The following is a 22,111-nucleotide window of genomic DNA, read 5'->3' as shown; positions in this document are numbered from 1 at the left end:
GGGGTGTCTCCCCCCCTCTACCAACAACCCCCACCCCCCCCCCCCCCCCGCCCCCCCCCCCCCCCCCCCCGATCCGCGCCATCCGTGGCAAATGCTTTTCCACGTTCCCGGTGTTCACATCCATCGCGATAAAGCGATATGATCCACCGACCCCGCCGGCCGCCGGACGCCATGACACCGATCAGCTTCGAGTTCTACCCGCCCAAGAGCGATGAACAGCGCGCGCAGCTCGACCGCACCGCCGCGCGGCTCAAGGCCCATGGGCCGGAATACGTCTCCTGCACCTTCGGCGCGGGTGGATCGACGCTCAGCTACACAGGCGACACCGTGCGCGGACTGATCGATGCGCACGGCCTCGACGCCGCACCGCACCTGTCCTGCGTGGGCGGCACGCGCGACGAGATCGCAGCGCTGCTGCAGACCTACCGCGACGCCGGCTGCCGCCGCATCGTCGCCCTGCGCGGCGACCTGCCTTCGGGCATGGGCCAGCCCGGCGAATTCCGCCATGCCGCCGACCTGGTCGCCTTCATCCGCGCCGCGCACGGCGACCATTTCCACATCGAAGTGGCCTGCTATCCGGAAACCCATCCGCAGGCCGAGGACGCGCTCACCGACCTGCGCCACTTCAAGACCAAGGTCGATGCCGGCGCCAACGGCGCCATCACCCAGTATTTCTACAACGCCGACGCCTATTTCCGCTTCGTCGACGACGCCCGCGCCGCGGGCGTCGAGGTCCCGATCGTGCCCGGGATCATGCCGATCTCGAACTTCACCCAGCTGCGGCGGTTTTCGGAAGCCTGCGGCGCCGAAATCCCGCGCTGGGTGGCCAAGCGCATGGTCGCCTATGGCGACGATGCCGAGAGCGTCCGCAAGCTGGGGACCGATGTCGTTGCCGGGCTTTGCCGGCGTCTTGTGGACGGCGGCGCGCCGGGGCTGCACTTCTATACCCTCAACCTCGCGCGACCGACGATCGCGGTGCTCGACCAGCTGGGCTGATCCACCCGCGAACGCTTCTGCGCGGCAGGCCGCCGCTGTACCCTTGGCCGATGCCGTACCTGCGACACCCTGCCCTGGCCGGCGCGCTGCTGTCGGCCGTGGCGATCGCCGCGGCCCTGCCCCCGCCCGCCGCCGCCCAGATCCGGCGCTGCACCACGCCCGACGGCGGCGCGGTGTACACCGACCGCAGCTGCGAGTCCCTGGGCGCGGTCGAGAACCGGCCGCGCACCGGCGGCACCGTCGGCGGCGCCGCGCTCCGCTATCGCGGCGGCTGCTCGCGCCGCCTCCAGGACCTGGTGTTCGAGGTCACGGCGGCGATCGACGCCGGCGACACCAACCGCCTCGCGCGCAGCTACCACTGGGTGGGCATGTCGCACCGCAACGGCTATGCGGTGATCGAGCGGCTGGACGCGATCGCCCGGCGCCCTCTGCTCAACATCTCCGCGCTGCGCCCGGCGGAGGCGGTGGTCGCATCGGCCGATCCCGCGCCGCTGGCCGCCATCGACGGCCGCGCGGCGCTGCCGGCCACGCCGCCCGCACCACGGCGGCCGGTGGCGCTGCGCGTCGACCAGGCGCTGGCCGACGGCATCACGCCGTCCAGCACCACCTTCGGCCTGCGCCGGCACATGGACTGCTGGTGGATCACGCTCTGAGCGCACTGCGGCACAATGCCGCTTCCACACAGCGGAGCGGCGCGATGCAGTACCCGGAATGGATCTGGCACAACGGCGGCATCAAGCCCTGGGCCGAGGCGACCACGCACGTGATGTCGCACGGCCTGCACTACGGGTCTTCGGTGTTCGAAGGCATCCGTGCCTACAGGACGCCGCAGGGCAGCGCGATCTTCCGCCTGCAGGACCACAACCGTCGCCTGTTCGCCTCGGCACGGATCCATGAAATGCAGATCCCGTACACGCTCGACGAGCTCAACGCCGCCTGCCACGAGGTCCTGCGCAGGAACGGATTCGAGCAGGCCTATCTGCGCCCGGTCGCGTGGCGCGGCCTCGGCGGCTTCGGGCTCAGCGCGGAGACGCCGATCGACGTCGCCGTCGCCACCTGGCACATGGGGCCGTACCTGGGCGAAGGCGCGCTCACCGAAGGCATCGACGCCTGCGTGTCGAGCTGGCAGCGGGTCGCGCCCAACACCATCCCGGCCGGCGCCAAGGCCGGCGGCAACTACCTCTCGGGCCAGCTGGTGGCGCGCGAGGCGCGGCGCCTGGGCTTCGGCGAGGGCATCGCGCTGGCATCCACCGGACTGCTGTCGGAAGGCGCCGGCGAGAACCTGTTCCTGGTGTTCGACGGCGCGCTGCACACCACGCCGGTCAGCGCCGCGCTGCTCAACGGCATCACCCGCGACTCGATCATCCGCCTGGCGCGCGACGTCGGCATCGAGGTGATCGAGCGCGACCTGCCGCGCGAATACCTGTACCTGTGCGACGAGCTCTTCATGTGCGGCACCGCCGCCGAGATCACGCCGATCCGCTCGGTCGACGGCCGCCAGGTCGGTGCCGGCAAGGCCGGTCCGGTCACGCTGCGCCTGCAGGAGCTCTTCTTCGGACTGTTCGAGGGCCGCACGCCGGACAAGTATGGCTGGCTGGAGCGGTTGGACGCGTAGCCGCGCGCCCCGCCGGCCTCAGCCGGCCTCGTCCGCGTCGACATCGAAGCGCAGCGTGGCCACCACGCCGCGCTCCGCTCCCGGCACCACCCGCACCTGCCAGTCGTACAGCCGGCACAGCCGGCGCACGATCGACAGGCCGATGCCACCGCCGTGGGTATGCTCCGCGTGGCTGCCACGGTAGCCGCGCTGGAACAGGTGCGCGGCGTCTTCCGCGCTCAGGCCGGGGCCCGAGTCGATCACGTCCACGGCGCGCTCGCGCAGGCGCACGATGACCGTACCTGCGGTGGTGTACTTCACCGCGTTGCCGATCAGGTTGCCCAGCGCCACCGACACCGCCGACTCCGGCGCGTCCACCACCAGGGTGCCCGCCTCGCCTTCCAGCAGCAGCTCCAGCGCCTTGCCGCCGAGCTGGGAGCGGTGTGCCTCCAGCAGCTGCTCGGCCACGCGGCAGACATCGGTGCTGCCGTGTCCACGCTCGGCGCGCGAGAGCAGCAGCAGGGCGCTGATGAGGTCGGTGCACTGCTGCTCGGCGCGCTGGATGCGCTGCAGGCGCGCGACGGTTTTCTCGTCCAGGTCAGGCCGGCTGAGCAGCAGCTCCACCGCGCCCTTGACCACCGCCAGCGGCGTCCGCAGCTCGTGGCTGACGTCGGCGTTGAACTCGCGGTCGCGCTGGACCACCTCGGTCAGGCGCGCGGCGTAGTCGTCGAGCGCGGTGGCCAGCTCGCCGACTTCGTCATCCGGGAAGTGCGGTGCCAACTCGCCGGGACCCGCCTTGTCGCCCGACGCGCCGAGGAGGTTCGCCAGTTCCGACACCGGTCGCATCACCCGCGCCGCCGACCACCAGCCGATCACGCCGGCCAGCAGGGTGAACAGCACCACCGCGGCAATCAGGATCAGCTTGATGCGGGCGCGCACCTCGGCAGTGCTGGTCATGTCCTGGGCGAGGAAGAACCAGTAGTCGGGGTCCTTCTTCACCACCACGCGGTAGACGAAGGGCTCTCCGCTCTCCTCGCCGGTGATGTTGTAGACGCCGGTGTCGAGCTCGGCCCACTCCGGGGGCACGTTGTGGCGACCGCCGGGCCCGTAGACATGCGCGCGCACGCTGCCCAGCGGAGCCCACTGCGCCGTGCGGTCCTCGTAGAAGCGCTGGGCGTAATCGTCCACGTTCTCCTTGAGCACGCTGCCGACCGCCTGGTCTTCCACGACGGCGCCGACGAAGGCCGCCGCAATCGCGAACATCGCCGTCAGCCCGAGTCCGAGCAGGGCGAACGAGAGGATGATGCGGCTGCGCAGCCGACGCCGATAGCGCCGCCGGCCGGGGAACGCCGGCGCCGGAGCGCCGCCCTCAGCTTGCGACATCGGGCGCGGCGATCCGGTAGCCGATGCCATGGCGGGTCTGCACCAGCAAGGTCGGGAACGGCTTGTCGATCACCGCGCGCAGGCCGTGGATGTGCACGCGCAGGCTGTCCGAATCCGGCAGTTCCTCGCCCCAGACGCGGGTCTCGAGCTCCTGCCGGGTGACCACCGCCGGCGAGGCTTCCATCAACGACTGCAGGATCTTCAGCGCCGTGGGATTGAGCTGCACCAGCTTGCCGGCGCGGCGCACCTCGAGGGTGTCGAGGTTGTATTCCAGGTCGGCGACTTCCAGCACGCGCGTCTGCACGCCCTTGCCGCGGCGCGCCAGTGCGTTGAGCCGGACCTCGACCTCCTGCAGCGCGAAGGGCTTGATCAGATAGTCGTCGGCACCGGAGTCGAAGCCGGCAAGCTTGCTGTCGAGGCTGTCGCGGGCGGTCAGCATCAGCACCGGGGTCTGCTTGCGGGCCTCGTTGCGCAGCTTGCGGCAGACCTCGAGGCCGTCCATGCCGGGCAGGTTGAGGTCGAGCACCACGGCGTCGAAATCGTGGACGACCGCCAGGTGCAGGCCGGTGACGCCATCGGCGGCGAAGTCGACCGTGTGGCCGCGGTCCTCCAGGTAGTCACCGATGTTGGCGGCGATGTCCTGGTTGTCTTCGATCACGAGGATGCGCATGCGTGGGTCCTATGGATGGGTCTGTATTGGACCGCGGCGCAGCCCACACGTTCCGATGCGGCCGATTCTTGCACAGGCCGCCGCATGCCCGGCGCGACGACGGCGGCGCGCGCAGAAAAAGGCCCGGGCAAACCGCCCGGGCCGAAATGTATTGCCCCGATGACCGCAATCCACGACTGACGACAGGAGAGATCCGATGACGCACAAGGGATTTCGGTCGGGCCAAGCTACCCGCGCTGCGATTAAAGAGGCGTTAAACGCGACGTTAAATTTTCATTCCGGAACGGCGTCTCACGCGCTTGCGCGACGGCATCCCGGTTCCGGTGGCGCCGGCCGCAACAAAATCGACGATCCGGCCCGCCACGTCCACACCGGTGGAACGCTCGATGCCTTCAAGCCCCGGCGAAACGTTGACCTCGAGCACCAGCGGACCGCGCGCGGACGAGACTAGGTCGACCCCGGCCACGCCCAGGCCCAGGGCCTGCGCAGCCCGTACCGCGACCTCGGCTTCGGCCGCGTCCAGCTGTACGCCCTCGGCGCTGCCGCCGCGATGCAGGTTCGCCCGGAAGTCGCCTTCGGGAGCCTGCCTGCGCATCGCCGCCACCACCTCGTCGCCCACCACCAGGCAGCGCAGGTCCGCGCCGCCGGCCTCGGCGATGAATTCCTGCAGCAGGAAGGTCGCGTACAGCCCGCGCAGCGCGTCGACCACGCTGCGCGAGGCCGAGGGCTTCTCGGTCAGCATCACCCCGCGCCCCTGGCTGCCCTCGGTGAGCTTGATCACGTGCGGCGGCTCGCCGAGCATCGCCAGCAGGTCGTCGGTGTCGTCGGGGTTGTCGCCGAACACGGTCACCGGCATGTCGATGCCCTGCGCCGCCAGCAGCTGGTGGCAGCGCAGCTTGTCGCGCGCGGACATGATCGCCGCCGACGGGTTGGGCGTATGGCAGCCCATCAGTTCGAACTGGTGCAGCACGGCGTTGCCATAGCGGTTGATCGAGGCGCCGATGCGCGGGATCACCGCGCCATAGCCGGCCAGCGACTGGCCCTTGTAGCGCAGCGCGAAGCCTTCCTTGCCGATGCGCATGTAGCAACGCAGCGGGTCGAGCACGCGCACGCTGTGGCCGCGCTGCCGCGCCGCCTCGACCAGGCGGCGCGTGGAGTACAGCTTGCTGTTGCGCGAGAGGATCGCGAGCTTCATGGGCGCCTGCGCGGGGAGGATTGCGGGTGGAGCAGCGTGGAGAACGGCGCGCGCAGAGCGTGTGACGTCAGCGCGTGAGCTTCGCCGCGCCGTCGAGGTACTTGCTGCCCTGCGTCTTCACGACATCGACTTCGTAGCGCTCGGACGCCACGTGCACGTCCTCGAGGGTCTCTTCCAGCTCCTCGACTTCGGACTTGATCTTCGCCAGCGCGTTCTCGAGCGTGTAGGTCAGCTCGTGGATCTTCGCGGTGTCCTCCGGACCGAGTTCGTCCTTGGCAAGGATCGCGGCAAGCTGCGCGTTGTACTCGCCGAGGTTGGTCATCGCTGCGTCCAGCGTGGGCGAAGCCTCGCCCTTGTAGTGGTCGGGGCGCTCGTCGGCCTGGGCGATGAATGGCAGGGACAGCACGAGCAGGGCGCCGGCAAGCAGCGCGGTCGGAAACTTCATGGGGAACTCCTGGGGTCTGGGCAGCGAATGATAATGAATCCCATTACCAAATGCATGCACATGCGGCTGCCGGCAGCACGCCGACGGACAAGGGTCCAGGTCGGGAGCTGGAGCGGGCGAAGGGAACAGCACCCGTTCGCTAACTCGTTTATTACGAACGTCTTTTCCGATCCAAGCGTCACGGAATGGACTCGATTGTGGACTCAAGTCTTCGGCCTGGTCAACGCAGGCCGTTGCGGGTGATCCAAAGCGAGCCAAGCACATCCACCAACAGCCAGAGCATCGGATTTCATTCCGAAGTCTATCTGTCTACTGGCACACCACGCCACAGGTCGCAACGGACAGGCGAGCTGCGTCCTCAAAGGACCGGCTCATCATCGATCGGCGCGGCCTCGTCTTTCACCCGCTCGATGAACCGCTTCATGGGCTCCGAGGGTTCGCCCTGGCGGCGCAGCAGGTAGGTAGAGAGCATCGGTGGGGTGCCGGCCAGGGGACGAATGGAGATGTCCGGGCGCTGTAGGGTCTGCACTTGCGAGGCGATGGCGAAGCCGATGCCGTAGCCGGCGCCGACCAGGGTCAGCATCACGCCGAGGCTGGTCACTTCATCGACCAGCTTGAGCGGCGTGCCCGCGTCCTGCAGCATCGCTTGAATCTGATGGCGGCAGCCCGATCCCGATTCGGGATGGCACAGAACCAGCGGGAACTTCAAGGCTTCGGCCAGCGGCACCTGCATGTGTGCCAGCAAGGGGTGGCGTGCGGGCACGATCACCGACAGTGGATCGGTCCACACCGGCTCAGCGACGAGGCCAGCATGCACCGCGTTTGACAACGCAAAGCCGATGTCCAGCAGATCGTTGTGCAGCATCTTGAGCTGCTGCGCGAACGGCAGCTCGAAGACGCGAATCTCCAGCTCGGGCTCATCCTCGCGGCTGCGTGCCAGCAAGGTGGCGATGTGGGGCTGCGCCAGGCTGTCGCAGATGGCGATGCGCAGATGGCCCTGGTAGCCCTGTGCCGCCGCCTTGGCGCTCTTGACTGCCTGCTCCACGGTGGCCATCACGCGCCGGCATTCGCCGAGGAACACCTGGCCGGCCCAGGTCAGCCGCGTCAGGCGTGTGCTGCGGTCGAACAACTGCACGCCAAGCTGGCTTTCCAGGTCGCGCATCGCACGCGACACAGGCGACTGCTCGATGCCCAGACGCTCGGCTGCACGGGCCAGACCGCCAGATCGTTAGTGCGACGCGGTTGAAGCGGGTATGCGGCCGCACGGCGTTGCCGGCGGGACTGCGCGACCGGCCAGCGACCAGCAAGCTGTTCGCATGGCTGGCCCAGACCCTCAACGGCGATATGTTTCCGCCTTCTTTGGTGAAAACGACACCGGCCGCTCACCACTTGACGCGGGTTGCGGAGTTCCTGGCGGCTGTCGATCCTGAAAGCGGGCAGCTCAGCTTCTTCCCCTACCAGTTCGAGGTGATTCCGATCGAGCTCATCAGCTCGATCTACGAGCAGTTCGCGCACGCTGAGCCGTGGACAGATGGAAAGCGCACAGAAGCGTTGCAAAACGGCGTGCACTACACGCGACTGTCCGTCGTCGTCTCGCTGATCCTCGATGAGGTCATGGATGGCCTATCTGGACGGGAGCGGTGCTGGATTTGACGTGCTGCTCCGGTGTCTTCCAGGCCGAAGCGTTGTGGCGCTTCGTTCATCTTCGCTCGCAAGGTCAGCCGCCCACGAGGGAGGTGATTCGCTCGACGCTCTACGGGCGAGTCTATGGCGTGGACATCAGCGAAGCCGCGATTTGCGTCGCTGCGTTCAGGCGTCCGCGCGCCCCTGCTTTAGTTGCGTGCCCTCGTGAACTGCTCGCTCCCGCACGCATTGAGGCGGCGTTCCGCCAAGCTGCGCTGCCACCGTCCGCTAAAGAGATCGGGTCGCACGGCGCAAGCGGTCGTGTATGGCCGCCCATGCCGGTTCGTCCGGCGGCAGCGCAATCAGCAAGACCTCGCAACTGGTGGCATCGGCCTCGTGCAAAGCCGCGTAAAGCGCGCGCGCATAGTCTTCGGACTGCGAGGGCATCGGCCAGAACTTCGCCACCGGCCAATTTGCGGGGCGCTGCGCAAGCAGCCCGGTACGCCGGCCTGGAAACGGCGCCTCGGCCAGCCCGGCCGGGATCCGGTAGCACGGCGTGCGCGGCGCGTAATGCGAGGCCAGGGCGCCTGGCACGCGAGGCGCTGCCGCAGCAACGGTGCCCGCAAGAAACAGGTGGCGCGCGAGCATATCGGTGGTGATGGCGCCGGGACGCAGAATGCGCGGATGTTCACGACTGAGATCGACGATGGTCGACTCGATGCCGACCAGGCAGGGGCCGCCATCGACCACCGCCGCGATCTTTCCGGCCAGGTGTCGCCGCACATGCGCCGCCGTGGTCGGACTGATTTGACCAAAAGGATTCGCGGATGGCGCGGCCAGGCCCCGACCGAACTGTCGCAAGACGGCCTGCGGTACCGGATGTGCCGGCACGCGTAGCGCGACGGTCGTTTGGCCGCCGGTCACCAGCGGCGAAACCGTTCGCGCGGCAGGCAGCACCAGGGTGAGCGGACCTGGCCAAAAGGCCGAAGCCAGCCGCCAGACCACCTCCGGTACCTCGGTGACCCAGTCCGACAGTTGCTCGGTGGCGGCGAGATGCACGATCAGCGGGTGATCGGCCGGGCGGCCTTTGGCGCGAAAGATCGCGCGCAAGGCATCGGGGTTGGTCGCATCGGCGGCCAACCCATAAACGGTCTCGAAAGGCAGCGCCACGAGTTCCCCCGCCCGCAGCAGGTTCACGGCGGTGGACAGATCGTCCGGGTGGGAAGTAAGTTGCAACATGATCAGGACTCCCGCATTTACCGCGCCATTTGGCCGTCGCCCTGCGGAACGAAGACCGCGCCGCGGGCGGCTTCCAGGACGGCGCGAACCTCCGGATGCTGGATGCGCCGTTCCGTGCTGATCAGCCAGAATGCCTCGCGCACCTCCTCCAGCCGCCCCACCTCGCTGACGCCGTAGCGCGCGCAGATCTCGTCCGAGAGGATCGCGGGCGCGGGGAAATAGCCTTCACCCGCCTGTGCAAAGACCTTCATCAGGGCGCTGTCATCGAACTCCCCGATGACCCGTGGGTACAGGCGTGACTCGCCCAGCCAGAGGTCGATCTCGCCCCGTACCGCCGCGTTCTGACCGGGCAGCAGCAGTGGCGCCCCGTTCAGACAGGCTGGAAAAGCCGCGCCGCGCCGCGCCAGCTCGGGCGCGGCAAAAAAGGCGACGGCACTTTCACCCAGCTTGCGGCTGTGGCCGCGGACCGCCAACCCTGCCGGCATCGGGCGATCGGCCAGCACCATCTCCAGCCGGTGCAGTGCCAATTCCCCGAGCAACCAGTCGATCGTGCCCTCGTGGCACACCAGCCGTATCGGCTTCTCCACCCTCTTCAGCGAAGCCAGCAACCGGTGTGTCAGCGACTTGGGGATCGCATCGGAAATACCGACGCGAAACGTAGCCATCGTCTGCTCCGGGATTGCGTTCGCCCGCAGCGAGGAGACCATCTCGTGACCCAGCGCGAAGATCTCGTCGGCGTAGGACAGCGCAACGCGCCCCGCCTCGGTGAGTTCGAGTCCGCGTCCGGCAGGCTTGAACAAGGCCGTTCCGAGGTCGTCCTCGAGCAGCTTGATTTGGGCGCTGACGGTTTGCGGCGTCAGATGCAACTGATTGGACGCCGCCGCCACACTCCCGGCGTGGGCCACCGCCCAGAAGTAGCGCAGGTGTTTGAGATTCATTATCTGCTATTCGCAACTTTTTACGAAGTGTCTGTGAATTATATTCGACTTTATATGAATCATCCAGACCGTCAAAATTCACCAGGTTACCTTCCGGGTAACAACAGGACGGGTCCTGCACGGCCTTTCGCGCCTCAGGCGCTCGTGGTGAGAAGCGTCCAGTGCCCGCCACCTACGCAGGGGATGAAGACATGCCGACCGAGTCCAGAAGCGCCTTCTTGCTCGTGCGCAGCGATGGGGATCTGGAGCGCGCCAGCGAAGATCTGGCCGCTTACCTGTCGATTCTGGGCCGCCGGTTGCCCGCCAGCGACGTTGAAACCGTGCAAGGCATCTGGATCGACGAAGAAGGCGTGGCGAACTTGCCGTGCGCGCTGGTTCTGCCGGATGCGGCCGGCGCGCGGCGAACCGTCCGTATCCTGGAGACAACAGGGATCAACGGGATCTGGATGCTGTGCTGGCTCGAGACGGCGGCAAGCGCCGTCTCCCGCGTCGACCTGGTGGCGGCGCTGTTGGACTGCTTCGGCCATGAAGACGCGACCACGCTCGCCGCACGCTTCATCCCGGTCTTCGCAGGCAATGCGCCCGACTCCAGCGTGAGCGCGGAGCTGCAGGTGCTCGAAGCACGCTACCCGGAACTCGTGCTGCCGCCGATCTACCAGGACGCCGGCGGCAGCCTGGTCCTGCCATCGGCGCAGCCGCACGATGAAGGAACGCCATCTTGAGCACCCTCGACCCCGTCCTGCTGTTCTTCCTGCTCGGCTTGGCCGCTGGCCTGCTGCGCTCGGAGCTGCGACTGCCCGCGGCCGTCTATGAACTGGTGAGCATGCTGCTGCTGCTCGCCATCGGCCTCAAGGGCGGCATCGAACTCGCCAGGCAACCCTTCGGTGACCTCGCGCTGCAAGCCCTCGCGGTCATGGCGATGGGCGTACTGTTGCCGCTGGTCGCCTTTCCGGTGCTGCGGTTCATGGGGCGTTTCCCCCGTGCGGACGCGGCATCCGTTGCCGCCCACTATGGCTCGGTGAGCGTCGGCACCTATGCCGTCGCCACCACCTATTTCGCCAGCCGGCAGATCGAGTTCGAGTCGCACATGCCGTTCCTGCTCGCCGTGCTGGAGATCCCGGCCATCCTGGTGGGGATCCTGCTGGCCCGCGGGTTCTCCCGTGACATGCGGATCGGCACGGTCGCGCATGAGGTGTTTCTGGGCAAGGGCATCGTGCTGCTCGTCGGCGGGCTGCTGATCGGCTGGGCCGCCGGCCCGGAGGGACTGACTTCCGTCAAGCCGCTGTTCTTCGATCTGTTCAAGGGAATCCTTGCCCTGTTCCTCCTGGAAATGGGGCTGATCACGGCCGCCCAGTTCGGCAGCCTGCGGCGGCACGGCCTGTTCCTCGTGCTGTTCGGCATCGGCATGCCGCTGTTCTCCTCCGTGGTGGGCATCGCGCTGGGTTACGGACTCGGGCTGTCGCTGGGGGGCACGGCCATGCTGGCCATCCTGGCAGCGAGTGCGTCCTACATCGCCGTGCCCGCCGCCATGCGCATTTCGGTGCCGGAGGCCAACCCGACGCTGTCGCTGGCCGCTTCCTTGGGCGTCACTTTCCCGTTCAACGTCCTGGTCGGCATTCCGCTCTATCACGCCATGGCGACGCAAGCATTCGCCCTGACCGGAGGCTAGGTTCATGAACAGTTCGATGCGCAAACTGCTGACCATCATCACCGAGGCCGCCCTGGAGAGCGTCTTGATCAAGGACCTCGAACGCCTGGGAGTCCGGGGCTACACCATTACCGACGCCCGCGGCAAGGGCAGCCGGGGCGTGCGCAGCTCCGCGTGGGATGCGAGCAGCAACATCCGCATCGAGGTCGTATGCGATGCGGCGACCGCCGAGGCCATCGCCGCACATCTGCAGGCCCGCTACTACGAGAACTACGCCATGATCCTGTTCGTGTCCGACGTCGCGGTGCTGCGGCCGGAGAAGTTCTGATGGCAAAAAGAAACTTGGCGCAGGCCGCATCGTGGCTGGGAAATATTCGGGCGCGCACCTGGCTGATCCTGGGCGGGCTCGCCTTCGCCATCGTCGGCCTGCTCGTCTGGGCCGGCATCGCGCTGTTGTCCTGGCTGTGGGCGCAGGCGCCGGTGGCGACGGAGACCGGCAAGCGTTTGGCCGACGAGGCGGCGGCAACGGTTGAACAGGCAGCGCCCGGTCTCAAAGAGCAGGCGGAGCGCTGGCTGCCGGGCATTCAGGAGCAGGCGGACCGGTGGCTGCCGGGCCTCGGCGAAGCGCCGCCCGCGCGCGATGTCAGCGGCACCGACCTCGGCCCGGTCCCGCGCTTCCCAGGCCTGGTGCGCAGTCATTACGCGCGCGATGGCGAGACGACCGAAGTGCGTTACGCCGGCCGCGCGGGTTTCGACGCGGCGCTGGCGCACTATGTCCGGGGCTTCGCCGACGCCGGGTTCGTCCAGGAGGTGATTTCCGCCATGCCAGAGGAGGAAAGGCACCGGTTTCGACATAGTCAGGAGTCCATCGAGTTCGCGCTGATGCGCCGCCCGGGCGGTTTGATCGAAGTTCGTTTGCAACATTCCTCACGGCAATGATGCCAGGGAGCCGAGCATGAAGCGCATCGTCCTGTTTCTCGCCACCAACCTGGCCATTTTGCTGGTGCTCTCGGTCAGCATGCGCCTGCTGGGGGTGGAGCCATGGCTGAACGAACAGGGACTGAACTTGACGGCGCTGCTGATCTTCGCCGCGGTGATGGGCTTCGGCGGATCGCTCATCTCGCTGGCCGTCTCCAAGTGGATGGCCAAGAAGATGATGGGCGTGCGGGTGATCAAGGCGCCATCGAATACGACCGAAGCCTGGCTGGTAGATACGGTTCGCAAGTACGCGCGGCAGGCGGGCATAGGCATGCCCGAGGTAGGCATTTACGACGCGCCCGACGTCAACGCCTTCGCCACCGGGATGAGCAGGAACAAGGCGCTGATCGCCGTCTCCACCGGCCTCTTGCAGCAGATGACGCGCGAGGAGGCAGAAGCCGTGCTGGGCCATGAAGTCGCGCACGCCGCCAATGGCGACATGGTGACGCTGGCGCTGATCCAGGGCGTGGTGAACACCTTCGTGCTGTTCCTCTCGCGGGTGATCGGCCACACGGTGGACCGGATAATCTTCAAGAGCGAGAACGGGCACGGCCCGGCATTCTGGGTGACGGTCATCATCGCCGACTTGGTGCTGGGCATCCTGGCCTCCCTCATCGTCATGTGGTTCTCGCGCCAACGGGAGTTCCGCGCCGACGCGGGCGGCGCGTCACTGGCCGGGCGCGGCGCCATGATTGCAGCGTTGGAGCGGCTCAGTGCGCTGCAGCCTGCGCCCCTGCCCGACAAGATGACGGCCTTCGGCATCGCCGGCGGAGGTGCGTCGGGTCTCAAGCGCCTGTTCATGACCCACCCGCCGCTGACCAAACGCATCGCGGCGCTCAAGGCAGCGCAATGAATGCGCACGCGGCTTGCAGCCCGCCTGTTGCTGGGCGCGGTGGTGGTCTGAGTCCTACTGCCGTTCGATCTGATTTCCCGACTATAGCTGGCCATTGGAAAGGAACCCGCGCCATGTTGAAAATACTCGTTCCGGTCGACGGCTCAAGCAACTCGCTCCATGCGGTGCGGCACGTCGTCAATGAATTCAGGAAGAACGCGGCGTTGGAAATTCATCTATTGAATGTTCAGACGCCATTTTCCCAATACGTTTCACGATTCGTGAGCAGAAGAGATCGCCACGATTTCCATCGCGATCAGGCCGAGTTGGCGCTGCTGCCAAGCAGACAGATGCTAGACAGGTTCGGGGTGCCCTATGAAGCGCACATGGAACTTGGGGAAAAGGCATACGTCATTACCGACGCGGCGCGCCGCCTCCACTGCGACCATATCGTGGTGGGTGCCGCACGCAAGAGCTCGCTGATCCGGATGGTCGAGAACTCGACGATCAACAAGGTGATTGAGCTGACGACCGTCCCGGTCAAGGTTGTGGCAGGAGACCCGGTGTCCCCGCTGGAACGCTACGGCATTCCAGCCGGCGTCGGCACGGGCTTGGCATCGTTGTTCTTTGCAGCCGCCGAATGATTGCCATGAGTCGACTCCCTGGCAACCAAGAAGAACGCGTGCACAAGCTGAGCATGAAAGCAACGGCGCAACAAGCCATCACGAGCAACGCGTCTGCTATGAATGGTGGTTCCAGCGGCGCTGCGGGCATGCCGGATCGGCAGCCGTGGCACGCACTGGGCGTGGACGAGACGGTCGCGCGTATGGAGACGCGTCCGGATGGCCTCACCAACGCGGAAGCCGTGCAGCGTCTGAAGACCTACGGGTCCAATGTGATCCCCCGGGGCAAAGGGGACACCGCCCTCGACCTGATCTGGCGGCAGGTCAACAACCCCTTGATCTGGGTGCTGATCGTGTCGGCGCTGGTGGCGATGGCTGTCGACCCCACCGGCGGGGTCAAGAACGGGCTGGTGATCCTGGCGGTGGTGGTGCTCAACACGATCATCGGCTTCGTGCAGGAGTTCAAGGCCGGCAAGGCGATCGAGGCGCTCAGCCGCATGGTGCCGGAGAATGTTTCCGCCTTGCGCGAGGGCCGCAAACTCACCCTCCCGGCAGCGGATCTCGTCCCCGGCGACATGGTCCTGCTCGCCAGCGGAGACAAGGTGCCCGCGGACATGCGCCTGATCCAGTTGCGCAACCTGCAGATCGAGGAGGCGGCGCTCACCGGCGAGTCGGTGCCGACGGAGAAACGGCTCGCCCCGGTGGCATCCGAGGCGGGCATCGGCGACCGAACCTGCATGGTCTTTGGCGGCACGCTGGTCACCTACGGGACGGGGACCGCGGTGGTGGTCGAGACCGGCGCCAGGACCGAGCTCGGCCGCATCTCCACCATGCTGAGGGAAACGACCGATCTGCAGACTCCGCTCACCAAGGCGCTGGCCAAAATCGGCTGGTACATCACCATCGCGATCGTTGTCATCGCGATCGGAATCCTCTTGCTCGGGACCTGGCGAACCATGGCCGAGACCGGGGTCGAGTGGCTTCCGGCCCTGCGCGAGACGGTCATCTTCGCCATCGCGCTGGCGGTGGGCGCCATCCCCGAGGGGCTGCCGGCGATCGTGACCATCGCGCTGGCGATCGGCGTGCAGCGCATGGCGACGCGCCGTGCCGTGGTGCGCAAGCTCCCCGCCGTCGAGACCCTCGGCTCGACCACCGTCATCTGCTCTGACAAGACCGGGACCCTTACCCGCAACGAGATGACCGTGCAGGAGCTCTGGACGCCCGCCTCCGGCGCCTTTGCCGTGTCGGGCGTCGGCTACGCGCCCAAGGGGCAACTGCAGCGCGAGGGAACGCTCGTCAAGACGGCGCCTGCGGACCTGACTGATCTGCTGCTCGCCGGGGTGCTGTGCAACGACGCCTCGCTCGCGAACGAGGAGGGGCAGTGGAAGATCCATGGCGATCCGACGGAGGGCGCGCTCGTTGTCGCCGCGGAAAAGGTCGCGCTGGACGTGGAGAAAGCGCGGGCGCAACACAAGCGCCTGGATACGATTCCGTTCGAGTCCGAGAACCAGTTCATGGCCACACTCCACGCGCAGGACGGCGGACGCATCCTGCTCAAGGGTGCGCCGGAGGCCGTGCTAAAGCGTTGCGCCACGACGCCGGGCGGCCGTGTGCTCGATATGGAGGCGGTGCTACGCGAGGTCGAAAAGCTGGCCGCCAAGGGGATGCGGGTGCTGGCGTTCGCCGCCCAGCCCGCGCGCGGGCAGACTGGCATCGAGATGCACGACACGCAAAGCGGGTTCACCTTCCTCGGGCTCCAGGGCATGATCGACCCGCCGCGTCCCGAGGCAATCGCGGCGATCGCGCTCTGCCATCAGGCCGGGATTACCGTGAAGATGATCACCGGCGACCACCAGGGCACGGCGCAGGCGATCGCGGACCAGCTCAACATCCTCCCTAAGAATCCCGCAGCACCCAAGGCGATCGCCGGGGCCCAGCTCGCGCAGATGTCCGAAGTGCAGCTGCGTGATGCGGCGGGCGCGTGCAACGTCTTTGCGCGCGTCGCGCCGGAGCACAAGCTCGGCCTGGTGCGTGCCCTGCAGAGCCGCAACGAAGTGGTCGCGATGACCGGCGACGGCGTCAACGATGCGCCCGCGCTCAAGCAGGCGAATATCGGCGTGGCGATGGGGATCACCGGGACCAGCGTCTCCAAGGAGGCGGCGGGGATCGTGCTCGCCGACGACAACTTCGCTTCCATCGCCGCGGCGGTCGAGGAAGGGCGGCGCGTCTACGACAACCTCATCAAGTCGCTCGCCTTCGTGCTGCCGACCAACCTCGGGCTGGCGCTGATCCTGATGTGGGCGGTAGCCTTTTTCCCGTTCGCCGATGTCACGCACGTCATCGACGGCGTCGCCCATACGATGCGCGAGCTGCTGATGCCGATGACGCCGGCGCAGTTGCTATGGATCAATCTGGTAGCGGCGGTGGCGCTGGCGCTGCCGCTCGCGTTCGAGGCGAAAGAGCCCAACGTCATGAGGCGCCCACCGCGCAACCCGGCCGCGCCAGTGCTGAGCGGGTTCGTCGTCATGCGCACCTTCGTGGTGGCGATCCTGATGACCGCCGGGGCGCTCGGGCTCTTCCTCTACGAGTTCCGAGCCGCGGGAGACAGCGGACCCGCAGCGCTCGCCAAGGCGCAAACGATGGCCGTCACCACGGTGATCATGTTCCAGATCTTCTACCTGCTCAACTGCCGCTCGCTGCGTGACTCGATGCTGAAGATCGGGGTGTTCAGCAACAAGACCGTGTTCGTCGGGATCGCGGCGATCCTCGTGCTGCAGGCGCTGTTCGTCTACGCCCCGTTCATGCACGAGATCTTCGCGTCCGCGCCCCTCTCCGCTGGCGACGTGCTTTTGAGCATCGTTGTCGGCGCCCTCATCCTGCCGGTGATCGGTCTCGAGAAGTGGTGGCGAAATCGTGGCTGAAATCAAGCACGGGGCGCGCCGGGGGGCGGCGTGCCATTCCACTGCACCTTCTTCGGCATCCGGGAAAAACAACCCACTGATCGAACTGCTGATCGCTATCGTCATTCCCTCTCTGATCCTGATGAAGCTGAGCGGCCCGGAAGACCTGGGCGCCGTCAACGCGCTGCTGCTGGCGCTGGCTTTCCCGCTGGCCTGGGGCGCGCGGGATTTGCTTACCCGGCGCAAGCTCAACCTGTTCGCCGTGCTCGGTCTGGTCAGCATCCTGCTTACCGGCGGGATCGGCCTGCTGCAACTGGACACGCGGTGGCTGGCCATCAAGGAAGCCGCCATTCCCGGCCTGATCGGTCTGGCCGTGGCCATTTCCGCCCATAGCCGCTACCCGCTGGTGCGGGTGCTGCTGTTCACGCCGGCGCTGATGGATGTCGAGCGGATTCAGCGCGGCCTGGACGAACGCGGCAAGCGTGCCGCCTTCGAGACGCGCCTGCGGGCCGCCACCTGGATGCTGGCCGGCTCGTTCTTTTTTTCCTCCGTCATGAACTACTTTCTCGCCACCTGGATCGTCACCAGTCCATCCGGCTCCCCCGCCTTCAACGAAGAGCTGGGGCGGCTCACCCTGTTTAGCTATCCCATGATCGCGCTGCCCTCCATGTTGATCATGATGGCCGCGCTCTATTTCCTGGCGCGCTCCATCCGCGAGTTGGCCGGACTGAAACTCACCGACGCACTGAAAGGACACGCATGAACAGCAAACCTGAACGCGATGTGGAAAAAACCTACCCCCTGCCGGAGTTCATTGCGAAATTGCGGCGCCTGGCCGATGCGCTCGAACAGGGCGAACGCTTTGAAATCCAGATCGCGGGCGAAAGAATCTCGGTGCCGGTGCGGGCGGTCTGCAACATCGAACACGAACGGGAAGGCGAGTCGGAAGAAATCGAATTCCAGATCAGATGGAAGAACCCGCAATGAACCCCGAACAGCAGAAAGCCATCCTCGCCATCGCCCTCCACGCCGCCTTCGCCGACGGCGCCAAGCACGACCGCGAGCGCGAGGAAATCCGCCGCATCGCCGAGTCGCTGGGCGGCGAAGCGGGCGCGCCTGATCTCGCCCGCCTCTATCAGGACGTGCTGCTCAAGCGCATCAGCCTGGATGCCGCCGTTACCGCGTTGCAAGACCCCGGCGAGCACCCTGAAGGGCATGAACGCCAGCTGGCGTATGAAATGGCGGTGTGCGTGTGCGACGCCGACGGTCGCCAGAGCGAGGCCGAGCAGCGCTTCCTGAACGAGCTGAAAGCCCTGTTGAAGCTCGATGCGGGGCAGACCGCCGCCTTCGAGCGCGAGGCCGACGCCATTGTCGAGCTCAGCGAGGCCGCGGCCCCCGTAGCCGCGGCAGGCGCCGCCGCTGTAGCCGCCGCGCCCGGGCCGGTGGTGGCGGCGCAGCCGAACGTGTCCGAGGCGGAACTCGACAAGTCCATCCTCAACTACGCCTTGATGAACGGTGCGCTGGAACTACTGCCGCAGTCCTGGGCATCGATGGCCATCATCCCGCTGCAGATCAAGATGGTCTACGGCATCGGCAGCGCCCACGGCGTCCAGCTCGACCAGGGCCACATCAAGGAATTCATCGCCGCCGCCGGGGTCGGCCTCACCTCGCAATATCTGGAGCAGTTCGGCCGCAAGCTGCTGGGCGGCCTGCTCGGCAAGGCAGCGGGCAGGACCTTCGGCAAGGTGGGAAGCGCGGCCACCGGCATGGCGTTCTCCTTCGCCACCACCTACGCCCTGGGGCAGCTCGCCAAACGCTATTACGCCGGCGGCCGGGTGATGAATACGGTGATGCTTAAGGATACGTTCCAGAACCTGCTCGGCCCCGCCAAGCAGATGCAAACGCAATACCTGCCCCAGATCCAGCAACAGGCTGCAACGCTCGATATGGGGCGGGTCATGGCCATGGTGCGCGGGCGGTGATCGGCGATGCGGGTTTTCCCCACAGTGCGCGCATCTTTTGGTCAGACTTCTTGAGGCTTTGATTTCATGACGCTTACGGTTGTTGTTTTTCTGGTGCTGGGCCTGGTGCTGCTGGTGGCTGGCGCCGAGTTGCTGGTGCGCGGCGCCGCGCGCCTCGCGGCCCGTTTCGGGATTTCGCCGCTGGTGATCGGACTCACCGTGGTCGCCTTCGGCACCAGTTCGCCGGAGCTGGCGGTCAGCGTTCAGTCCGGTCTTTCGGGACAGGCAGACATCGCCGTCGGCAACATCGTTGGCAGCAACATCTTCAACGTGCTGGTGGTGCTCGGGCTTTCTGCGCTCATCGCGCCGCTGGTGGTTCAGCAGCAGCTCGTCCGCTTCGACGTGCCGCTGGTGATCGGTGTGTCGGTGCTGTTTTGGGTCATGGCGCTCGATGGCCGCATCGGCCTGTTCGATGGTCTGCTGCTCACGGCCGGCATCGTGGCTTATACGGTCTTCGCTATCCGCCAGAGTCGCCAGGAAAGCCCGGAAATACAGGCCGAATATGCGCGGGAGTTCGACGGCGGCGCGAGCGCATGGATCGACCGGTTGCCGGTCCAGATCGTCTTCATCGCCGCGGGCCTGGCGCTGCTCGTGCTCGGCGCCACCTGGCTGGTCGACAGCGCGGTGGCGATCGCGCACGCCTTCGGGGTGAGCGAGATCGTCATCGGCCTGACCATCGTCGCCGTCGGCACCAGCCTGCCCGAGCTGGCCACTTCCCTGGTGGCCGCGCTGCGCGGCGAGCGCGACATCGCCGTGGGCAACGTGATCGGCAGCAGCCTGTTCAATCTCCTGGCAATCGCCGGCATCGCCGCCTTGGTCACGCCCGGCGGGCTCGACGTGGCCGCCGCGCTGGTCCGCTTCGATCTGCCGGTGATGATCGCGGTGGTGCTCGCGTGCCTGCCCATCTTCGCCACCGGCCACCGGATCGCGCGCTGGGAGGGGGCGCTGTTCCTCGGCTATTACGCCGTCTATGTGTCGTACCTGATTCTTGCGGCCACGCAGCACATGGCACTGCCGGCGTACAGCGCCACCATGCTGGGCTTCGTGCTGCCGCTCACAGTCATCACGCTGATTGTGCTGCTGGCGCGCCATCGGACGCTGCCGACCGCTGCGGCGCCATGACCCGCGTTGTCTACGCCGGAACACGCATCGCCCTGCTCACCCAGCACGGCAAGGAGCGCGTGATTGCCTCGGTGCTCGACACAGCGCTCGGCTGCCAGGTGGAACGGGTCGGCGGCTACGACACCGATCTCCTCGGCACCTTCACCCGCGAGATCCCGCGCGCCGGCAAGCAGCTCGAGGCGGCGCGCAAGAAGGCGCGCCTCGGCATGGAGATGTCCGGACTTTCGCTCGGGCTCGCCAGCGAGGGCTCGTTCGGGCCGGACCCGATGGTGGGGATGTTCCCCTGGAACGTGGAGTTCCTCATCTTCATCGACGACGAGCAGGGGCTCGAGATCGTCGGCGTCGCGCAGGGCAAGGCGATCCACGCGCATCTTCTGACCGGCGACTGGACGGCGGCCGAGGCCTTCGCCCGGCAGGCGGCGTTTCCCGCGCACCATCTGGTCGTGCGCCCCGAGGGCGAGAACGACCCGCGCCTGCGCAAGGGGATCGCCGCCTGGGAGGAGCTTAAAGCCGCGTTCGCCTGGGCGCAGGCGCAATCGGCGAGCGGCCAGGTGTTCCTGGAGACCGACCTGCGGGCCCACGCCAACCCCACGCGCATGGAGATGATCCGGCTTGCGGCCGAGGACCTGGTCGCCAAGCTCGGCTCGCCCTGTCCGGCCTGCGGCGCGCCGGGGTTCTGGCTCGTCGAGCGCATTGCGGGCCTGCTCTGTGGCGACTGCGGCGCCCCGACCCGCGAGACCCGCGCCGAGGTGTACGGCTGCCTGAAGTGCGCGCATCGCGAAACGCGCGAGCGCCCCGAGCCGCAGTACGCCGATCCGGGGCGCTGCGATTACTGCAATCCATGAGATCCCATCAATGGCCACAGCACGCCTGACCCTCACCCGTCCCGACGACTGGCACCTGCACCTGCGCGACGGTGATGCACTGGCCGCGGTCCTGCCCGACACCGCGCGGCGGTTTGCGCGCGCCATGGTCATGCCCAATCTCGATCCACCCGTGCGCACGGTGGACGAGGCCCGCGCCTACCGCGCGCGCATCCTGGCAGCGCTGCCGGCGGGCATGGCCTTCGAGCCGTTGATGACGCTCTATCTCACCGACCACACCACGCCCGAAGAGATCCTGCGGGCCAGGGCGAGCGGTTTCGTGCACGCGGTGGGTGAAGCCTTTCTCGTTGGCGCAACAACCAACTCTTCATTTGGCGTCACCGATTTCGCGCGCTGCGACGCGGTGTTCGCGGCCATGGAGGAGACCGGTCTGCCGCTGCTGCTGCATGGCGAGGTGACCGATCCCGAGATCGACGTGTTCGACCGCGAGGCGGTGTTCATCGAGCGACATCTGCAGCGCATCATCGAGCGTTTTCCGCGCCTCAAGGTGGTACTGGAACACATCACCACGCGCGAGGTGGTCACGTTCGTCGAGCGGGCCGGCCCCAACGTGGCCGCCACCATCACTGCGCACCATTTATTGCTGAATCGCAACGCGATGTTCGCCGGCGGCATCCGCCCGCATGCCTACTGCCTGCCGGTATTGAAGCGCGAGCCGCACCGCCAGGTGCTGATTGCCGCCGCCACCAGCGGCAACCCGAAATTCTTCCTCGGCACCGACAGCGCCCCGCACCTGCGCCGCGCCAAGGAGTCGGCCTGCGGTTGCGCCGGCATCTACACCGCGCACGCCGCCATCGAACTGTATGCAGAGGCCTTCGAGCAGGCCGGCGCGCTCGACCGGCTGGAGGCGTTCGCCAGTTTCCACGGCCCCGATTTCTATGGGCTGCCGCGCAATACGGGGCGCATCACACTGGAGCGCCAGGACTGGACCGTGCCCGAGGAGCTGCGTTTCGGAAAGGAAACAGGCGTGCCGCTGCGCGCCGGGGAAACGATTGCGTGGCGGTTGGCAGAGTGAACTCG

Annotated in this window: 24 protein-coding genes; 17 read left to right on the top strand and 7 right to left on the bottom strand. The window is 67.0% G+C overall.

Going from position 1 to position 22,111, the window contains the following annotated elements:
- The first annotated feature begins 171 nt into the window (after positions 1-171).
- The 3 genes from metF to E2169_RS09830 are packed head-to-tail and all read left to right on the top strand — an operon-like array spanning position 172 to position 2,611.
- The gene (gene metF, locus E2169_RS09840; protein WP_132986439.1) at positions 172-996 is read left to right on the top strand and encodes a methylenetetrahydrofolate reductase [NAD(P)H]; all 825 of its coding nucleotides are present in this window, start codon (positions 172-174) and stop codon (positions 994-996) included.
- Positions 997-1,046: 50 nt separating this feature from the next.
- Positions 1,047-1,649 carry a hypothetical protein gene (locus E2169_RS09835; RefSeq protein WP_132986437.1) on the top strand — a complete coding sequence of 201 codons (603 nt, stop codon included), beginning with the start codon at positions 1,047-1,049 and terminating at the stop codon, positions 1,647-1,649.
- 44 nt (positions 1,650-1,693) lie between these two features.
- A complete protein-coding gene (locus tag E2169_RS09830; protein ID WP_132986436.1) occupies positions 1,694-2,611 on the top strand; it encodes a branched-chain amino acid transaminase in 918 nt (305 codons plus the stop codon).
- 18 nt (positions 2,612-2,629) lie between these two features.
- Here the strand turns inward: E2169_RS09830 and E2169_RS09825 are convergent, their stop codons facing one another.
- The 5 genes from E2169_RS09825 to E2169_RS09805 all read right to left on the bottom strand — a co-directional run bounded on the left by E2169_RS09825 (position 2,630) and on the right by E2169_RS09805 (position 7,478).
- Positions 2,630-3,973, bottom strand: a complete 1,344-nt coding sequence (locus E2169_RS09825; RefSeq protein ID WP_229659163.1) for a sensor histidine kinase — start codon at positions 3,971-3,973, stop codon at positions 2,630-2,632.
- Positions 3,960-4,643, bottom strand: coding sequence for a response regulator transcription factor (locus E2169_RS09820; protein WP_132986434.1), 684 nt, complete (start codon positions 4,641-4,643; stop codon positions 3,960-3,962). Before E2169_RS09820 ends, E2169_RS09825 begins: the two co-directional genes overlap by 14 nt.
- A gap of 265 nt (positions 4,644-4,908) precedes the next feature.
- Positions 4,909-5,838: a 30S ribosomal protein S6--L-glutamate ligase gene (gene rimK, locus E2169_RS09815; protein ID WP_132986433.1), complete on the bottom strand. Its 930-nt coding sequence runs from the start codon at positions 5,836-5,838 to the stop codon at positions 4,909-4,911.
- A gap of 67 nt (positions 5,839-5,905) precedes the next feature.
- Complete coding sequence (locus E2169_RS09810) at positions 5,906-6,283, bottom strand: DUF6746 family protein (RefSeq protein WP_132986432.1); 378 nt, start codon at positions 6,281-6,283, stop codon at positions 5,906-5,908.
- Between the two features lie 358 nt (positions 6,284-6,641).
- Positions 6,642-7,478, bottom strand: a complete 837-nt coding sequence (locus E2169_RS09805; RefSeq protein ID WP_425480550.1) for a LysR family transcriptional regulator — start codon at positions 7,476-7,478, stop codon at positions 6,642-6,644.
- A 47-nt stretch (positions 7,479-7,525) separates the two neighbouring features.
- On the opposite strand from E2169_RS09805, the gene E2169_RS09800 reads away from it, so the two are divergent.
- A complete protein-coding gene (locus E2169_RS09800; protein WP_229659165.1) occupies positions 7,526-7,936 on the top strand; it encodes a hypothetical protein in 411 nt (136 codons plus the stop codon).
- Positions 7,937-8,194: 258 nt separating this feature from the next.
- Here E2169_RS09800 and E2169_RS09795 read toward each other — a convergent pair whose 3' ends face one another.
- Together E2169_RS09795 and nhaR are read right to left on the bottom strand one after the other, a co-directional pair.
- A complete protein-coding gene (locus tag E2169_RS09795) occupies positions 8,195-9,145 on the bottom strand; it encodes an L-threonylcarbamoyladenylate synthase (protein WP_033470498.1) in 951 nt (316 codons plus the stop codon).
- 17 nt (positions 9,146-9,162) lie between these two features.
- Entirely contained in the window at positions 9,163-10,083 is a 921-nt protein-coding gene (nhaR, locus tag E2169_RS09790; RefSeq protein ID WP_048512752.1) for a transcriptional activator NhaR, read from the bottom strand.
- A gap of 161 nt (positions 10,084-10,244) precedes the next feature.
- Here nhaR and E2169_RS09785 point away from each other — a divergent pair, with 161 nt between their 5' ends.
- The 13 genes from E2169_RS09785 (at position 10,245) to pyrC (ending at position 22,106) form a co-directional block, all read left to right on the top strand.
- Complete coding sequence (locus E2169_RS09785; protein ID WP_132986430.1) at positions 10,245-10,805, top strand: hypothetical protein; 561 nt, start codon at positions 10,245-10,247, stop codon at positions 10,803-10,805.
- The gene (locus tag E2169_RS09780) at positions 10,802-11,752 is read left to right on the top strand and encodes a sodium-dependent bicarbonate transport family permease (RefSeq protein WP_042928645.1); all 951 of its coding nucleotides are present in this window, start codon (positions 10,802-10,804) and stop codon (positions 11,750-11,752) included. Before E2169_RS09785 ends, E2169_RS09780 begins: the two co-directional genes overlap by 4 nt.
- A gap of 4 nt (positions 11,753-11,756) precedes the next feature.
- Positions 11,757-12,059 carry a P-II family nitrogen regulator gene (locus tag E2169_RS09775; RefSeq protein WP_042928643.1) on the top strand — a complete coding sequence of 101 codons (303 nt, stop codon included), beginning with the start codon at positions 11,757-11,759 and terminating at the stop codon, positions 12,057-12,059.
- Positions 12,059-12,670, top strand: a complete 612-nt coding sequence (locus E2169_RS09770) for a hypothetical protein (RefSeq protein ID WP_048512751.1) — start codon at positions 12,059-12,061, stop codon at positions 12,668-12,670. The genes E2169_RS09775 and E2169_RS09770 overlap by 1 nt, the downstream gene beginning before the upstream one ends.
- Positions 12,671-12,686: 16 nt before the next feature.
- Positions 12,687-13,562 carry a protease HtpX gene (gene htpX / locus E2169_RS09765; RefSeq protein ID WP_132986429.1) on the top strand — a complete coding sequence of 292 codons (876 nt, stop codon included), beginning with the start codon at positions 12,687-12,689 and terminating at the stop codon, positions 13,560-13,562.
- A gap of 113 nt (positions 13,563-13,675) precedes the next feature.
- Positions 13,676-14,185 (top strand): universal stress protein, encoded by a 510-nt coding sequence (locus E2169_RS09760; RefSeq protein ID WP_042928640.1) that lies wholly within the window; start codon positions 13,676-13,678, stop codon positions 14,183-14,185.
- A gap of 38 nt (positions 14,186-14,223) precedes the next feature.
- A complete protein-coding gene (locus E2169_RS09755) occupies positions 14,224-17,085 on the top strand; it encodes a cation-translocating P-type ATPase (RefSeq protein ID WP_198299133.1) in 2,862 nt (953 codons plus the stop codon).
- On the top strand, positions 17,078-17,827 hold the full coding sequence (locus E2169_RS09750; protein WP_207918383.1) for a VC0807 family protein: 750 nt from the start codon (positions 17,078-17,080) through the stop codon (positions 17,825-17,827). Before E2169_RS09755 ends, E2169_RS09750 begins: the two co-directional genes overlap by 8 nt.
- The gene (locus E2169_RS09745; RefSeq protein WP_042928639.1) at positions 17,824-18,051 is read left to right on the top strand and encodes an amphi-Trp domain-containing protein; all 228 of its coding nucleotides are present in this window, start codon (positions 17,824-17,826) and stop codon (positions 18,049-18,051) included. Before E2169_RS09750 ends, E2169_RS09745 begins: the two co-directional genes overlap by 4 nt.
- Positions 18,048-19,046: a YcjF family protein gene (locus E2169_RS09740; protein WP_033470479.1), complete on the top strand. Its 999-nt coding sequence runs from the start codon at positions 18,048-18,050 to the stop codon at positions 19,044-19,046. Before E2169_RS09745 ends, E2169_RS09740 begins: the two co-directional genes overlap by 4 nt.
- Before the next feature lie 66 nt (positions 19,047-19,112).
- Entirely contained in the window at positions 19,113-20,207 is a 1,095-nt protein-coding gene (locus E2169_RS09735) for a calcium/sodium antiporter (protein ID WP_132986428.1), read from the top strand.
- Complete coding sequence (locus E2169_RS09730; RefSeq protein WP_042928636.1) at positions 20,204-21,052, top strand: DUF6671 family protein; 849 nt, start codon at positions 20,204-20,206, stop codon at positions 21,050-21,052. The genes E2169_RS09735 and E2169_RS09730 overlap by 4 nt, the downstream gene beginning before the upstream one ends.
- Before the next feature lie 10 nt (positions 21,053-21,062).
- Positions 21,063-22,106 carry a dihydroorotase gene (pyrC, locus tag E2169_RS09725; RefSeq protein WP_033470473.1) on the top strand — a complete coding sequence of 348 codons (1,044 nt, stop codon included), beginning with the start codon at positions 21,063-21,065 and terminating at the stop codon, positions 22,104-22,106.
- The last annotated feature ends 5 nt before the right edge of the window (positions 22,107-22,111 follow it).

This window comes from Luteimonas terricola, assembly GCF_004352845.1.
Classification (GTDB): domain Bacteria; phylum Pseudomonadota; class Gammaproteobacteria; order Xanthomonadales; family Xanthomonadaceae; genus Luteimonas; species Luteimonas terricola.
This window is presented reverse-complemented; position numbering and strand designations above follow the sequence as displayed.